The organism is Martinezella multihospitum, from assembly GCF_900094585.1.
In the GTDB taxonomy this organism is placed as follows: Bacteria; Pseudomonadota; Alphaproteobacteria; order Rhizobiales; family Rhizobiaceae; genus Rhizobium; species Rhizobium multihospitium.
This window is the reverse complement of record NZ_FMAG01000009.1, coordinates 157,653-172,080: the sequence shown is the minus strand read 5'-3', so window position 1 is coordinate 172,080 and position 14,428 is coordinate 157,653. Positions and strand designations below refer to the sequence as shown.

General features: G+C 60.6%; 14 protein-coding genes. 5 read left to right on the top strand and 9 right to left on the bottom strand.

Annotated elements, in window-relative coordinates; all coding sequences use genetic code 11:
• Positions 1-4: 4 nt before the first annotated feature.
• The 5 genes from GA0061103_RS29040 to GA0061103_RS29020 form a co-directional block, all read right to left on the bottom strand.
• Positions 5-1,561, bottom strand: coding sequence for a formate dehydrogenase beta subunit (locus tag GA0061103_RS29040; protein ID WP_092717563.1), 1,557 nt, complete (start codon positions 1,559-1,561; stop codon positions 5-7).
• Positions 1,558-2,037 (bottom strand): formate dehydrogenase subunit gamma, encoded by a 480-nt coding sequence (locus GA0061103_RS29035; protein WP_092717561.1) that lies wholly within the window; start codon positions 2,035-2,037, stop codon positions 1,558-1,560. Before GA0061103_RS29035 ends, GA0061103_RS29040 begins: the two co-directional genes overlap by 4 nt.
• Positions 2,038-2,197: 160 nt before the next feature.
• Positions 2,198-3,094, bottom strand: a complete 897-nt coding sequence (locus GA0061103_RS29030; protein ID WP_092717559.1) for a LysR family transcriptional regulator — start codon at positions 3,092-3,094, stop codon at positions 2,198-2,200.
• Positions 3,095-3,164: 70 nt separating this feature from the next.
• Positions 3,165-3,503, bottom strand: coding sequence for an ArsR/SmtB family transcription factor (locus GA0061103_RS29025; protein WP_092717557.1), 339 nt, complete (start codon positions 3,501-3,503; stop codon positions 3,165-3,167).
• A gap of 102 nt (positions 3,504-3,605) precedes the next feature.
• Positions 3,606-4,376 carry an SDR family NAD(P)-dependent oxidoreductase gene (locus tag GA0061103_RS29020; protein ID WP_092717554.1) on the bottom strand — a complete coding sequence of 257 codons (771 nt, stop codon included), beginning with the start codon at positions 4,374-4,376 and terminating at the stop codon, positions 3,606-3,608.
• A 97-nt stretch (positions 4,377-4,473) separates the two neighbouring features.
• On the opposite strand from GA0061103_RS29020, the gene GA0061103_RS29015 reads away from it, so the two are divergent.
• Both GA0061103_RS29015 and glpD read left to right on the top strand, forming a co-directional pair.
• Positions 4,474-5,247 (top strand): DeoR/GlpR family DNA-binding transcription regulator, encoded by a 774-nt coding sequence (locus GA0061103_RS29015; RefSeq protein ID WP_092717551.1) that lies wholly within the window; start codon positions 4,474-4,476, stop codon positions 5,245-5,247.
• Between the two features lie 113 nt (positions 5,248-5,360).
• On the top strand, positions 5,361-6,872 hold the full coding sequence (glpD, locus tag GA0061103_RS29010; RefSeq protein WP_092717548.1) for a glycerol-3-phosphate dehydrogenase: 1,512 nt from the start codon (positions 5,361-5,363) through the stop codon (positions 6,870-6,872).
• 9 nt (positions 6,873-6,881) lie between these two features.
• On the opposite strand, the gene soxR is transcribed toward glpD, so the two are convergent.
• Positions 6,882-7,346, bottom strand: a complete 465-nt coding sequence (gene soxR, locus GA0061103_RS29005) for a redox-sensitive transcriptional activator SoxR (protein WP_092717545.1) — start codon at positions 7,344-7,346, stop codon at positions 6,882-6,884.
• Between the two features lie 73 nt (positions 7,347-7,419).
• On the opposite strand from soxR, the gene GA0061103_RS29000 reads away from it, so the two are divergent.
• Together GA0061103_RS29000 and GA0061103_RS28995 are read left to right on the top strand one after the other, a co-directional pair.
• Complete coding sequence (locus tag GA0061103_RS29000; protein ID WP_092717543.1) at positions 7,420-7,995, top strand: NADPH-dependent FMN reductase; 576 nt, start codon at positions 7,420-7,422, stop codon at positions 7,993-7,995.
• A 175-nt stretch (positions 7,996-8,170) separates the two neighbouring features.
• Positions 8,171-9,382, top strand: coding sequence for an acyltransferase family protein (locus GA0061103_RS28995; RefSeq protein ID WP_092717540.1), 1,212 nt, complete (start codon positions 8,171-8,173; stop codon positions 9,380-9,382).
• A 45-nt stretch (positions 9,383-9,427) separates the two neighbouring features.
• On the opposite strand, the gene GA0061103_RS28990 is transcribed toward GA0061103_RS28995, so the two are convergent.
• From GA0061103_RS28990 to GA0061103_RS28980, 3 genes are all read right to left on the bottom strand, one after another.
• The gene (locus GA0061103_RS28990) at positions 9,428-10,549 is read right to left on the bottom strand and encodes a mandelate racemase/muconate lactonizing enzyme family protein (protein ID WP_092717538.1); all 1,122 of its coding nucleotides are present in this window, start codon (positions 10,547-10,549) and stop codon (positions 9,428-9,430) included.
• A 62-nt stretch (positions 10,550-10,611) separates the two neighbouring features.
• Positions 10,612-12,111, bottom strand: a complete 1,500-nt coding sequence (locus GA0061103_RS28985; protein ID WP_092717535.1) for an aldehyde dehydrogenase family protein — start codon at positions 12,109-12,111, stop codon at positions 10,612-10,614.
• A gap of 1 nt (position 12,112) precedes the next feature.
• On the bottom strand, positions 12,113-13,258 hold the full coding sequence (locus GA0061103_RS28980) for an iron-containing alcohol dehydrogenase (RefSeq protein ID WP_092717532.1): 1,146 nt from the start codon (positions 13,256-13,258) through the stop codon (positions 12,113-12,115).
• 117 nt (positions 13,259-13,375) lie between these two features.
• Here GA0061103_RS28980 and GA0061103_RS28975 point away from each other — a divergent pair, with 117 nt between their 5' ends.
• On the top strand, positions 13,376-14,281 hold the full coding sequence (locus GA0061103_RS28975) for a LysR substrate-binding domain-containing protein (RefSeq protein WP_092717529.1): 906 nt from the start codon (positions 13,376-13,378) through the stop codon (positions 14,279-14,281).
• The last annotated feature ends 147 nt before the right edge of the window (positions 14,282-14,428 follow it).

Here is a 14,428-nt window from a genome sequence, read left to right as displayed (position 1 = left end):
GATCTTACTCCGCCGCTTCAATCAAGGGAGCCGGAGAAAAGTCCTCCGGGAAATGGGTCATGGCGCTCAGCACCGGATACGGCGTAAAGCCGCCGAGTGCGCAGAGCGAGCCGAACTTCATCGTGTTGCAAAGATCGGCGAGCAGCACCCTGTTCTTCTCCGGCTCGATCCCTTGCGCGATCTTGTCGGCCGTTTCGACGCCGCGTGTCGAACCGATGCGGCAGGGCGTGCACTTGCCACAACTTTCGACCGCGCAGAACTCCATCGCGAAACGCGCCTGCTTCAGCATGTCGGCGGTATCATCGAAGACGACGATGCCGGCATGGCCAATCAGGCCATCCTTGGCCGCGAAGGCTTCATAGTCGAAAGGCGTGTCGAACAAGGCACGCGGGAAATAGGCGCCAAGCGGGCCACCCACCTGCACTGCCTTGACGGGCCGGCCCGTCACCGTGCCGCCGCCGATCCTGTCGACGATATCGCCGAGCGAGAGGCCGAAGGCGGTCTCGTAAAGGCCGCCATATGTAACGTTGCCGGCGATCTGCAGCGGGATGGTGCCGCGCGAACGGCCCATGCCGAAATCACGGTAGAAGGCGGCCCCCTTATCCATGATGACGGGGACAGAGGCGAGTGAAATGACGTTGTTGATGACAGTGGGACAGCCGAACAGACCCTTATGCGCCGGCAGCGGCGGCTTGGCGCGCACGATGCCGCGTTTGCCCTCGAGGCTGTTCAACAGCGCCGTTTCCTCGCCGCAGACATAGGCGCCAGCGCCGGTGCGGATTTCCATGTCGAAGGCCTTGCCGGAGCCAAGCACGGACGCGCCGAGAAGACCGGCCCTGCGGGCGATTTCGACCGCCTCCGTCATGGTGGCAATCGCATGCGGATATTCCGAGCGCGTATAGACGAAGCCCTTGGTCGCACCCGTCGCGAGGCCTGCAATCGCCATGCCCTCGATCAGCACAAAGGGGTCACCCTCCATGATCATCCGGTCGGCAAAGGTGCCGCTATCGCCCTCGTCCGCGTTGCAGACGATATATTTGCGTGTCCCCGGCGCATCGAGCACCGTCTTCCACTTGATGCCGGTCGGGAAGCCTGCACCGCCACGACCGCGCAGACCGGAATCGGTCACTTCCTTGACGATGTCGCCAGCCGCCATGCCGATGGCACGGCGCAGCCCCTTGAGGCCGCCATGGGCTTCGTAGTCCTGCAAAGAAAGCGGATCGGTGATGCCGCAGCGGGCGAAGGTCAGGCGGGTCTGTTCTTTGAGGAATGGGAGGCTTTCGACCTCCCCAAGACAGAGCGGATGCTCGCCACCTTCGACGAGCCCGGCATCAAAGAGTGCGGGCACATCCTTGGCTTTTACCGGCCCGTATCCGATGCGCTTGCCGTCGATCTCGACTTCCACCAGCGGCTCGAGCCAGAACATGCCGCGCGAACCATTGCGCACGATGCGCGCATCCAGCCCGCGTTTGGCGATTTCCTGCGCGACCGATTTCGCCACCTTTTCTGCACCAAGCGAAAGGGCAGCGGCATCTCTAGGAATATAGATGGTGAGCGTCATTGGCGCGCCTCCTTCACGAGGTCGTCCGCGCTCTCATCGTCGAGACGGCCATAGAGTTCGCCATCCAGCATTGCCGCCGGCGCGCAGGCGCAAAGCCCGAGACAGTAGACCGGCTCCAGCGTGACGCTACCATCGAGCGTCGTCTGATGGAAATCGATGCCCAACAGCCGCTTGACGCGGTCGGCAAGTGCATCGCCGCCCATCGACTGACAGGCTTCGGCGCGACAGAGTTTCAGGACATGGCGGCCGGCGGGATGATCGCGATAGTCATGATAGAAGGTCATGACGCCGTGTACTTCAGCGCGTGAGAGGTTCAGCGCCTTGGCGATCAGCGGCAACGCATCCTGCGGCACGTAGCCGAATTCTTCCTGGATCCCGTGCAGGATCGGCAAAAGCGGTCCCTCCATCGATTTCATGCTATCGATGATGGTTCCGGCGCGGGTTGCGACATCGCCCGCGGCCTGATTCAAACTCATTAGCAGCCTCCCGCGCACAGCTCCGAAGATCGAAGGCGAATCTTCGGAAAAGACCCATGCGGCATTTCCTCCTGGCGTGCGATCGACACGCCACTAGAATAAGCTCGCAGGGAGACGGCAAAGGATCAATAAGGCAGTCCCGTCGCTCGATAGGAATTTTCTATCGATTACCGTTCTCTTCCGCGAGCAATCTCGCCTCGTGCAACAAGGCAGAGACGAGTGGCGTAAAGGGCTCACGGTGGGTGGCGACCAGACCAACGAGATGCTCGGCGTCAGGTTCCGTGATCGGGATCTTGCGAATATCCGAGGGAAAACCAAAGGAATCGGCGATATTCTTTGGCATAATGCTCGCCCAGCGCCCGGTCTGCACATGCGAAAACAGCACGATCATCGAATTGGATTCGAGCGTCGGCTTGGCTGCGACGCCCGCCTCCTTGAGATGCCGATTGATAATGCGGCGGTTTTGCATGTCGGCGGTCAATAGACAAAGCCGAAGATCGCCGACCTCCTTCCAGCTGACGGTCTCGCGCTCGGAAAACGGACTGCCGGCCGCCGTAATCAGGTGATAGCGTTCGGCATAGAGCGGAACGCTGGTGACACGGCCGAGCGGCTCGTTTTCCAGATAGGTGATGCCGGCATCGATCTCGAGATTTTCCAGCAGGCTCAGAACCTGCAGCGAATTGCGCGATAAAATGGAGAAAGTGACGTCCGGATGCCTTTCCTGGAAAGGCGTGGTGATTTTCTGCACCATAGCAAGCGCTGTCGGAATGGCGGCGATCCGGATATGGCCGGCAAGGCCCTTGCGCGCCGCGCGCATCTCCTCGCGCATGGTGCGGCTGTCGCCGACGATGCGGCGCGCCCATTCCAAGACACGCTGCCCCTCGGGCGTCAGTCCCTGAAAACGCGAACCACGGCTGACAAGCATCACGCCGAGCTGGTCTTCCAGCTGGCGGATGGCCGCAGACAGGGTCGGCTGTGTCACGCCGCATTCTTCGGCTGCGCGGCCAAAATGCTTCTGATTCGCCAGCGCTATGAAGAATTCCAGCTTGTCGATCATCCCACGCTCCCGCAACGAAAGAGTTAGACCGGCAGCATGGCGAGCGCAACATGCAAAGCAGCTTCAGGGATCAGCGATCCGTCTGACAGAAGGCTTTCTGCAGCGAATCGACGACGGCGCAGATTTCCGACCGTGCGACGGCATAATGAATGAGTCGCCCTTCACGGCGCGTATCGACCAGCTTGTCCAGGCGAAGGCGTGCCAAATGCTGCGACACCACGGCCTGCGGCAGATCAAGAAGAGCCTCGAGCTCCATCACCGTTTTCTCGTGCTTGGCAAGCGTGAAGAGAATTGCCAGGCGGGTCTCATGCGATAGTGCTTTCAGCAGGGCGCTCGCCTTTCGCGCCCTGTCAGTCATTTCTTCGACATCACGTTCCGCTTCACCGCCCTGCGGTAGAGACGACGACATTGCACAGCCTCTAGTAAGAAATCCCCAGAGGTATGCTTATAATATTATCAAATCACAAGCTGATTCAAAAAAGACATGGAAAACCAAAAAAGGTCCGTTTTATCAGCAGATAAGCTGACCACCATTGATCTCGACCACCTGTCCCGTGATGTAACCGGAAAGCAGGGGCGCCGCGAGGAAGAGGTAAGCGGGCGCGCAATCCTCCGGTGTCCCCAGCCGCTGAAGCGGGATCGATTTGCGCGTCTGCTCAAGCTTCTCCCTTGAGGAGTAGCGCTCATGAAAATCAGTCGCTATCGTGCCGGGCGAGACGCAGTTCACCCGGATACCGTCCGGTGCCAGCTCGCGTGCCAATGCTTTCGAATAGGTCGCCACGAAGGCTTTCGAGGCGGAATAGATCGCAGATCCGGGGCTGCCGCCGGTCAGCGCGGAAATCGAAACCGTATTGATGATCGCAGCCTGGCCGGCGGCCCGCAGCAGCGGCAACAGCCCTCTCGTCACCTCCATGACGGAAGTCTGATTGAGATGAACGATCTGCTGGTATTGTTCGTCCGTCAGTTCGCCGGCAGGAAATCGCCCGACCATGGTACCGGCATTGTTGACCAGCACGTCGACGCGATCGAAACGCTCGCCGGCGGCGCTGACGAAATCGCGCGTGCCATTACCGGCGGCGAAGTCACCCGCAATTAGAAAGGCGCGGCGGTCAGCCTCGGCCTCCATCAGAAAATCAGGCAAATCGCGACCGGCATCGCGACCGACATGAACGAGGACATGGGCGCCGCAATCGAGAAACTGGCGCGCGACCTCCAGCCCGATGCCACGGCCGGCGCCGGTGACCACGACGTTGCGATTTTCGAATAGCTTCGGATGAAACATGATGACCTCCCCAACCGCACTATTCGCGCGCCGGTAATTGCGGAATTTTCACTTTATCATATGATGACGAAAAAACGAAAGAAAGGGAGCGAAAACCATGTTCCTGTCCGGGCGTCAGACAGAGATCCTCGAAATCGCCAAGGCGGAGGGGCGAGTGCTTGTGGAGGAGCTGGCGATGCGCTTCTCGGTCACGCCGCAGACCATCCGCAAGGATCTGAACGATCTCTGCGACGGGCGCGTACTCTCGCGCGTGCATGGCGGCGCCATCTTTCCCGGCGGAACCGAGAACGTGAAATATGAGGCGAGACGTTCCATCGCCGCGCCCGAAAAACATGCGATCGGCCGTGCTGCGGCAAGCCTGATCCCCAACAACAGCTCGCTTTTCATCAATATCGGCACGACGACGGAAGCCGTTGGCGAGGCACTTCTTGGCCATCACGAACTGATGGTCATCACCAATAATATCAATGTCGCCAATAAGTTACGAATTTTCCCATCCATCGAAGTCGTGATTTCCGGCGGTGTCGTGCGCGGCTCGGATGGCGGTATCGTCGGCGAGGCGGCCGTCGATTTCATCAAGCAGTTCAAGGTTGATTATGCCGTCATCGGCGCCTCCGCTATCGATCCCGACGGCGCGCTTCTGGATTTCGATTTTCGCGAAGTGAAAGTGGCGCAAGCCATCATCGCCAATGCGCGGCACGTCATCCTCGTCGCCGACAGCACCAAGTTCGAACGAACAGCCCCGGTTCGCATCGGCCATCTATCGCAGGTTCATACGTTCGTAACAGACGAATGTAGTATCGAATCCGTGCGCTCCATCGCCGCGGAACATGACGTGCATCTCGTGGAAACCTCTCGCAAGTCAGCCTGATCGGCGCACTTTCTGTCAAGAAACGTTCGTTTGACATTCGTATCTGTTTCGCTTTAGATGGATTAGTTTCGATTTCCATCTTCAGGGGATGGCTGACCTTTGCGGAGGGGCGGGTGAGCGAGCAGGTCTACGACATTTTCGTTATCGGCGGCGGTATCAATGGCTGCGGGATTGCCCGCGACGCCACCGGGCGCGGCTACAAGGTCGCGCTTGCCGAGATGAACGACTTCGCCTCCGGCACGTCGTCAGGCGCCACCAAGCTCATTCATGGCGGCCTGCGCTACCTCGAACACTACGAATTCCGTCTCGTGCGCGAATCGCTGATGGAGCGCGAAGTGCTCTGGGCGATGGCGCCGCATATCATCTGGCCGATGCGCTTCGTCCTGCCCTATCACAAGGGCGGCATCCGCCCGGCCTGGCTGATCCGCCTCGGCCTTTTCCTCTACGATCACCTCGGCGGACGAAAGCTGCTGCCACCGACCGCAACGCTGGACATGAAGAAGGATCCGGCCGGCAAACCACTGAAGGCGCTCTTCACCAAGGCTTTCGAATATTCCGATGGCTGGGTGGACGATGCCCGCATGGTCGTGCTGAACGCCCGCGACGCAGCCGACCGAGGCGCGACGATCATGCCGCGGACGAAGGTGGTCTCGGCCCGGCGCGAGGGCGCCCTATGGGTAATCGAAACGGAGAATACGATCAGCGGCGAAAAGCGCGAGTTTCGCTCGCGCATGCTCGTCAACGCCGCCGGCCCGTGGGTCGATCATGTCCTGTCCGATACCTTCGGCAAGAACCAGGTGCACAATGTCCGCCTCGTCCAGGGCAGCCACATCATCGTCCGCAAGAAGTTCGATGACCCGCGCGCCTATTTCTTCCAGAATCCGGACAACCGCATTATCTTCGCCATTCCCTACGAGCAGGATTTCACGCTCATCGGCACTACGGATCGCGACTACAAGGACGATCCGAAGGACGTGAAGATCAGCGAAGAAGAAACCGCCTATCTCTGCAATGCCGCCAGCGAATATTTCAAGGAGCCGGTACGGCCCGAAGACATCGTCTGGACCTATTCAGCCGTGCGCCCGCTCTATGACGACGGCGCATCGAAAGCGCAGGAAGCCACACGCGATTACGTGCTGAAGATCGAAGGCGAAGAAGGCCAGGCACCGCTGCTCAATGTCTTCGGCGGCAAGCTCACCACCTATCGACGTCTCAGCGAGCATGCGCTGGAAAAGATCGGCGAAGCGATCAGCCTCAAGGGCACGCCCTGGACCGCCGGGAGCTCGCTGCCGGGCGGCGACTTTCCCGTTCGCGGCTACGATGCCGAAGTTTCCAAGCTGAAGTCGCGCTATCCCTTCCTCGCCGATCTGCATGCCCGCCGCCTCGTCCGCCGCTATGGGACACGCGCCGCCATGATCCTTGGCGATGCCAAGACGATCGCCGATCTCGGTCGCTGTTTCGGAAGCGATCTCTATGAAGCGGAAGTGCGGTATCTGATCGAACAGGAATGGGCGCACGATGCCGCCGACATTCTCTGGCGCCGCTCGAAGAAGGGCCTCTATCTGTCAAAGGAAGAGGCCGCAGCGCTCGAAAGCTACATGGCCGACAGCCACGTCCACGCCTGAACGCTCGATTCACTCTCCGGGGTCGAGCAGCCGCGGGCCTACACCCTCTTCGGAAAGAGCATCCCAGGGATTGCGCAAAGGACAGCTATCCAGCGAAAGACAGCCGCAGCCGATGCAGCTGTCCAGTTGATCGCGAAGTCCCTGCAGACGCTTGATACGGGCGTCGAGATCATCCTTCCACAGTTCCGAAAGCGCCTTCCAGTCGGATGCCGTTGGCGTGCGCCCTTGCGGCAGCGATTGAAGAGCCGCCTGAACTTCGGCAAGCGGGATGCCGACCCTTTGCGCTACCTTGATGACAGCAACCCGCCGCAGGACTTCGCGAGGATAACGCCGCTGGTTGCCGCGGCTGCGATGGCTCTCTATCAGGCCTTTCGACTCGTAGAAATGCAGTGCTGAAACCGCGACACCGCTTCGCGCAGCCACCTCGCCGACCGTCAGCAGCTTCGAAAATTGACCAGGATCGATTTTTCCCATTTTTGCTATTGACCTCAACTCTGCTTGAGGTTTTATAACCCTGGCTCCGAACCGCGTAAAGCAGGAGCAAGACATGACAGAAAGAACCCGGCTGGCGATCATTTACGGCAGCACGCGCCCCGGCCGGCTGTGCGACCGGGTGGTCAACTGGGTCGCCCGCGAATTGGCACATTATCCGCTTATCGACATCGACCTGATCGATCCCCTCGAATTCGATCTGCCGTTCGCGCATAATCGCGAGCATCCCGGTGTCGCCGCGCTTTCACAGCGGCTTTCGGATGCCGACGCCTTCATTGTCGTCACGCCTGAATACAATCACAGCTTTACGGCCTCGCTGAAATTCGTGCTCGATCTCGTCTATGAACCCTGGCACGGCAAGCCCGTGGCCTTCGTTTCCTATGGCGGCATCTCCGGCGGCCTGCGCGCCGTGGAACAGTTACGGCTCGTCTTTGCCGAACTACATGCCGTGACTGTTCGCGATACGGTGAGCTTCGCCAATCCGTGGGGCAAGTTCGCCGAAGACGGTACGCTGGAAAATCCGATCGATGCCCGGAAATCGCTGGTGCTTATGATCGCCAGGTTGAACTGGTGGAGCAACGCGTTGAAACCGGCTCGCGAGACACGCCCCTATCGCTCCGCCGCCGCCTGATCCGCTCCGCGAAACACGAATCCGGCCTCTCGTTTCTGGCAGGTGCGAGAGAGCGGTTCGACGCCCGGATTTCGCACCACGCGTCCGGGCGTCATTGATTGCCTTTCGGCATGTGCCTTGCCGAAGCCCTCGCAATGACCTAACGCAATGTTGAGGAAGTTTCGGCGGATTGGGTATGGAAAGCAGCAATCGCCTGGGAGGAGCGGATTTCATGCGCGCTGTCGCATGCCTGATGGTGCTTGTTCACCATCTCGTGCTCCGAATGAATTTCTACAAGATCCCACCGGATCTGGACATGACCTTCATGATCGCGCGCTTCGGCAACCACGGCGTCTCGGTCTTCTTCGTCCTCAGCGGCTTTCTTCTTGCCCGCCCCTTCTGGCTAGCGCTGGATAGAGCCCAACCTTTACCTTCGCTAAAGATCTATGCCATGCGCCGCGCCGCACGCATCCTGCCGGGTTTCTGGTTTGCCCTGACGGTCGGCTTCCTGATCAGCTTCACGATCTATGGCTTTCCGCTGGATGCAGAACTGGTCGGCCGCTACGTCGCCGGCTTCTTCCTGATGAGCCAATGGCACTGGCGCACCTTTTTCCCGGTGCAGGGCGATGGGCCTCTATGGTCGATACCCTTTGAGACGACCTGCTATGTTCTCTTGCCGATCGGCTTCCTGCTGTTGTTTCATCCGAAACTGAGATCGCGCTCCATGCTTATCAGCCGTCTGCTCTGGATCGGCATCATCGCGCTTGCACTTGTCGGCCACTGGCTTGTCGTCACCTATCTTCCGACTGATAATGTCGGACGGGGATGGCAATATGGCTTCCAAGGCGGCGCCAAGGAATGGATGCCGCGCTTCAACCCGATCGGCTTCTTTGCGATATTCGCGATCGGCGCGCTCGCCGCCGGCATCCAGACACTCATCACAGCCCGCCGCTCGGTAATCTATGACATCATCGGCGCGATCGCGATCGCCATGGGTGCGTGGCAGCTGCCGCAGTCCATCGGCGGTGCGGCGGAAGGCTATGCCCGGCTCGGCATTCCCTATCAATTCCCGCCGCTTCCCCTCGCGGTCGCGATCGCACTTTGCGCGCTTCCCCAATCGCTGCTGCTGGCAAAGCTGCTCGACAATCCCGTGAGCCGTTATATCGCCACCGTCTCCTTCGGCGTCTACATCTGGCAGGATATTGTACTCACCTTGATGCCGCAGCTCTTCCCCTCCTCCTTCGGCGCAGGCTCGGACGACGTGCTGGGCGGTTGGATGGTCTCAAGCCTCATCGCAACCGCCATCATTTTTGCCATCGGCACGCTGAGCTATGTGCTGCTCGAACGCCCCGTCATTCAGTGGGCGCGGACACGGGAAAGCAAAGTCATGCGACCCGCCACGGCGTGACGGATCGTAAAAAGAAGCAGCGCCGACGAGAATTGCTGATGCATTCTAGATACGCGTCGCCTTCAGACGTTCCTCATCGAGAACGATGCCGAGGCCAGGCGCCGTGCCGAGATCCAGCCAGCCGGCCTCATGCTTGAGCGGCGAGGCCATTGGATAATCGCGCCGGGTTTCGCTCCACTCCGGATTGTCGTAAGGGTATTCGAGCCAGGCAGCATCCGCGACGCCGGCTGTCAGGTGCGCATTGGCGAGAACCCCGATCCCGTTCGTCCAGGAATGCGGCGTGAACTGCACGCCGGCCTCGCGCGCCTGATAGGCCAGCCGCCGGCAACCGGTAATGCCGCCGACAAGCGCGACATCGGGCTGGATGACATCGAAAGCGCGCTCTTCGATGATGTCACGGAACTCGTAGAGCTCGCGCGTCATCTCGCCGCCGACGATTCTGATCGACGTTGCCTGCTTCAATTCCTTCATGCCCTTGCGGTCCGAGCGGTAAAGCGGCTCTTCCATCCAGTAGACGCCGAGCCGCTCCAATTCCCTGGCGACAGCAAGCGCATCCTTGAAGGTCCAGGGCAAAGTCGTATCCCATGGCATGCGCCAACCCTGGTTGCAATCGACCATCAGCTCCAGCCGATCGCCGACGCGGGCACGGATCGCCTCCAGCGCCTTGACATCCTCGCGCCAGCCGCCACGCCCGCCCGAAGAGGAGGAGAAGCGCACCTTCATGGCCGGGAAGCCTTCGTCGATATAGCGCTCGGCCTGATCGGCCATGGCGGAGGGCTCGCGCAGCACGCCGGAGGAAGCATAGAGCCGCACGCGGCTGGCGCGGCCGCCGAGCATCCGCCAGACCGGCTCGCCGGTGATTTTGCCTGAGAGATCCCACAGCGCCAGATCCATCGGCCAGCAGCGGCCATAATGGAAGTTGATGTGCGAGAGCACCTCATAATGCCGCTCAAGGTGTCGAGGGTCCTGACCAATGAACAGATCCTCGTGGCCTTCGAAACCCTTCATCAGGTCGCCGGAGCCGATGCCCTCACGGCCCTCATCATCCCTGACGCGCACGATGGTCGCATCGAAATGCTTGCGCGGACGCCCATCCCAACTCGCCTTGAACGCCGGATCGAGCGGCAGGCGGTGATGGGTGATTTCGATGGAAACGATCTTGCTCATTGTGGCTCCCCTTTATCCTCCAGGCCTGACCCTTCAAACAGGGTCATGCCGATCTCAATCTATCAGCCGAACTGCTGCCAGATCGTCTTGTAATCGCAATATTTGTCGATCGCATGCACCGAGCGGTCGCGGCCGAAGCCGGACTGCTTGAAGCCGCCGAAGGGCGTTGCGAAGTTCGACATGTCATAGGTGTTGATCCACACCGTACCCGCATGGATCTCTTCGGAAAAGCGATGAGCGCGATCCATGTCCCTGGTAAAGACGGCGCCGGCAAGGCCATAGATCGTGTCGTTGGTGATCTTCAGCGCCTCCTCTTCGGTATCGAAGGGAATGGCTGCCAGAACCGGGCCAAAGATTTCTTGCCGTGCCAGACTCATGTCGTTGGTCATGTCGACGAAGACGCCCGGCGACACATAATAGCCACCGGTTTCGCTCAAGACGCGCTCGGCGCCGAAAGCGCGGCGCGCACCTTCCTTCTCGCCGGCTGCAATCATCGCCAGCACCTTGTTCATATGCTCTTCCTCGATCAGCGCGCCGATTTGAGCCGAAGGGTCGAGCGGATGCTTGAGCACGATATCAGAACGGGTCACCGCCTCGATCTTCGCAATCAGCTTATCTTGCACCGAACGCTGCACGATCAGGCGCGTCGAGGCATGGCAGGTCTCGCCGGAATTGTAGAAGCAGCCCCAGGCAGCCGCGACGGCCGCAGCATCGAGATCGGCGTCTTCGAAGACGACCAGCGGCGACTTGCCGCCGAGCTCCAGTGCCACGCGCTTGACGTTCGATTGCGCCGCATAGCCCATGATCAGCTTGCCGACCTCGGTGGAGCCGGTGAATGCGATCATGTCGACATCCATGTGCAGTGCCAGCGGCTTGCCGGTTTCTTCGCCGTAACCCGTGACGACGTTGAAGACGCCGGCGGGAAGGCCCGCTTCGATCGCGAGTTCAGCGAGGCGGATCGCCGAAAGCGACGACTGTTCGGCCGGCTTCAGCACGACGGAATTGCCGGCGGCGATTGCCGGTCCCAGCTTCCAGGCATCGATGATCATCGGATAGTTCCAGGGCGTGATCGCTCCGATGACCCCGAGCGGCACTTTACGGACCAGCGCGCGGGCATTCGGGCCGGTCGGCGCAATCTCGTCATACATCTTGTCGATCATTTCGCCGTAGAACTGGATGCCATCGGCGCAAAGGCGCACATCGACGCCGAGCGACGCCATGACCGGCTTGCCGACATCGATCGTCTCGAGCATGGCCAGCTCGTCGCCATGGGCGCGAATGAGGTCGGCCCACTTCAACATGATCTTCTTCTTTTCCAGCGGCTCCTTCTTGCGCCAGACCCCGCTTTCGAAGGCGGCGCGGGCCGAGGCGACGGCGGCATCGACGTCGGCGGCATTGCCGCGTGCGAGTTCGGCACCGGGCTTGCCGTCCATCGGCCGGATGCGGGTGAAGGTTTGGCCGGAGGAGGCGGCACGATGGGCGCCGTCGATGAAGTGACGTCCTTCGGGCTTCAGGCCGGAGAGAATGCTTTCCCAATAGTCGCGCGTGTAGCTCTTGGTCATCTCAAATTCCTTTCGGCAGCGCCATGACGGCGGCTGCAAAGCGGTCGATATCGGCATCCGTCACGTCGCGGATCGTCGAGCGCCGCATGGGCTGGTTTTCAGGCGCACGCATCTCGCGGGCAAGGTCGCTTTCATCAAACGGCTTGAAGGCGGCCGGCAGCGACCGCACGATGCCGCAGCGATCCATCCAGTCGGAGACGAAGGCGGGAAGCTCGGCGGCAGTTTCGACGCCGCAAGCCTTGGCCGCCGCATTGAGATCGGCGGTATCGGCTTCAACGAGCCACGACAGCGTCGCTTCAAAGCCGAGCGCCGTTGCAAGACCATGATGGACCGGGCCGAGGCCGGCGAGAGCATGGCTGACATTATGTGCGATCGCCGTGCCGCAATTGTCGATGGCAATGCCGCCGAAGCAGGAACCGAGCAGCACGTCGCCCCGCGCCGCCATATCGTCAGGATACTTGACAGCCGTTTCCAGCGCACCAGTCAGAAGCCTCAATGCGTGATGCGCGTAGAACTGCGCGCCACGATGTGCATTGCGGTTCGTCGCTGCTTCGAAGGCATGGATGAAGGCATCGAAGCCGCACCATGCCGTGAGGCTGGCGGGCAGGGTCTTCGTCAGCGCCGGATCGAGGATGACGAGATCGGCCTTCGTTTCCGGCCCCCAGATCCAGAGCTTCTTGCCCTCAGGGCCGGCGAAGATATTCGTCGCCGAGGTCTCCGAACCGGTGCCGGCCGTGGTCGGGATCATGATCTTCTTCAGCGGGTTCTTCGGCAGCGGATTGGCGGCCAGCGCATAATGCATCGGGTCCTCGCCCGAGGCGATGCAGCAGGCAACGATCTTGCCAATATCGAGCGCCGAGCCGCCGCCGATACCGATCACCATATCGGCGCCCTGCCCGGCTGCGATTGCCGCATGCAGATGCGCAAGCTTCGGTTCACCGGCAAAGTCGGAAAAAACCTGCGTCTTCACGCCCGCTTCGGCAAGATCGGCGCTGACCTTGGCGGCAAGGCCCGACTGCGCCAGGAAAGCATCGATGACAAGCAGAACGGTGCTGACGCCATCGAAGGATTTGACCGCAGCGGCAAGGCCGGAGAGCGAACCCTCGCCGAAATGAATGTCTGGGATGGCGGAAATGGAAAAGGACACGAGGGATACCCTTGGAAAAGCAGCTGATATGATGCCTGCGATCCTGCATCACAATTTCAGATCTTCAAATCCGGGCAATTATCGGGAATATTGATGATCTGAAATTATGGAGAGCCCATGCTCGAGAAAATACCGCTGGAAGCCTTTCGCGTGTTCGACGCGGCCGCGCGCGCGATGAACTTTTCCCGCGCCGGTCGGGAACTGAACATCACCCAGGCCGCCGTCAGCCGCCGCATCAAGGGGCTGGAAGATCATCTGGGCGCAACGCTCTTTACCCGGCGCGGCCGAAATCTGGCGCTGACGCCGGATGGCGAGCGGCTGTTCCAGCGCGTGCGTGCCACGCTGGAATATCTGGAAGAAAGCCTGGAGCCCTTTCGCGCCGGAACCGGTGAAATCATCTCGATCGCGGCAAGCGGCTCGATCTCGCATCTCTGGCTCGGACAGCGGCTCAGGGATTTTGGCAAGGAGAGCCCCGGCATCTCCGTGCGCCTGCTGACGACGGATGTGCACTCCGAACTTGCCTCGGAGAACAACGATCTCATCATCATCTATTCCACCGGCGAACATCCGCGCTGGAACCTGACGCCGCTTTTGAAGGAAGTACTGGTGCCGATCGCCTCGCCGGAATACCTGGCAGTCCGCGGCCTCGACCCGCAGGCGCTGACGGCGGTCGAGATCGCCAGGCTTGATCTCATCGATTACGAACGCGCCAACGCCCACTGGATCAGCTTCCGCCAATGGTTCGGCCGCGTCGGCGACCCCTTGAAGGGCAAGCCGCTGCGACCGCGTCTGTCCTTCTCGACCTATATCATGGCGGTGGAGGCCGCACTCCGGGGCGAAGGTATCGCGCTCGGCAGTTTAGGCCTCATCGAGGAATACCTGCAGTCCGGAGCGCTCGTTACCGTCGGCAGGGACCGCGTCGAGAGTGGCTTTGGATACTATCTTGGCGCACCGCGCTTTCGCGCGCTGTCTCCGGAGGCAGCTCAGCTGTACCGATTTTTACTACAAGGACAGCAGGGTTGAGGCGACTTGGGGGGATCGCCTCAACGCCTTCGCTTCGAGAAATGACAGATGCGGTCGCTCACCACCCGTCCTCGTGGTTCGAGGCTGCAGCCCCATTCGACAAGCGCATGGGGCTTTCGCACCTCACCATGAGGACTGATCTTGCGT

What these genes read in the sequence shown, in the direction of transcription:
- GA0061103_RS29040 (WP_092717563.1), bottom strand. Translation starts at nt 1,561, where the DNA reads ATGACGCTCACCATCTATATTCCTAGAGATGCCGCTGCCCTTTCGCTT.
- GA0061103_RS29035 (WP_092717561.1), bottom strand. Translation starts at nt 2,037, where the DNA reads ATGAGTTTGAATCAGGCCGCGGGCGATGTCGCAACCCGCGCCGGAACC.
- GA0061103_RS29030 (WP_092717559.1), bottom strand. Translation starts at nt 3,094, where the DNA reads ATGATCGACAAGCTGGAATTCTTCATAGCGCTGGCGAATCAGAAGCAT.
- GA0061103_RS29025 (WP_092717557.1), bottom strand. Translation starts at nt 3,503, where the DNA reads ATGTCGTCGTCTCTACCGCAGGGCGGTGAAGCGGAACGTGATGTCGAA.
- GA0061103_RS29020 (WP_092717554.1), bottom strand. Translation starts at nt 4,376, where the DNA reads ATGTTTCATCCGAAGCTATTCGAAAATCGCAACGTCGTGGTCACCGGC.
- GA0061103_RS29015 (WP_092717551.1), top strand. Translation starts at nt 4,474, where the DNA reads ATGTTCCTGTCCGGGCGTCAGACAGAGATCCTCGAAATCGCCAAGGCG.
- soxR (WP_092717545.1), bottom strand. Translation starts at nt 7,346, where the DNA reads ATGGGAAAAATCGATCCTGGTCAATTTTCGAAGCTGCTGACGGTCGGC.
- GA0061103_RS29000 (WP_092717543.1), top strand. Translation starts at nt 7,420, where the DNA reads ATGACAGAAAGAACCCGGCTGGCGATCATTTACGGCAGCACGCGCCCC.
- GA0061103_RS28995 (WP_092717540.1), top strand. Translation starts at nt 8,171, where the DNA reads ATGGAAAGCAGCAATCGCCTGGGAGGAGCGGATTTCATGCGCGCTGTC.
- GA0061103_RS28990 (WP_092717538.1), bottom strand. Translation starts at nt 10,549, where the DNA reads ATGAGCAAGATCGTTTCCATCGAAATCACCCATCACCGCCTGCCGCTC.
- GA0061103_RS28985 (WP_092717535.1), bottom strand. Translation starts at nt 12,111, where the DNA reads ATGACCAAGAGCTACACGCGCGACTATTGGGAAAGCATTCTCTCCGGC.
- GA0061103_RS28975 (WP_092717529.1), top strand. Translation starts at nt 13,376, where the DNA reads ATGCTCGAGAAAATACCGCTGGAAGCCTTTCGCGTGTTCGACGCGGCC.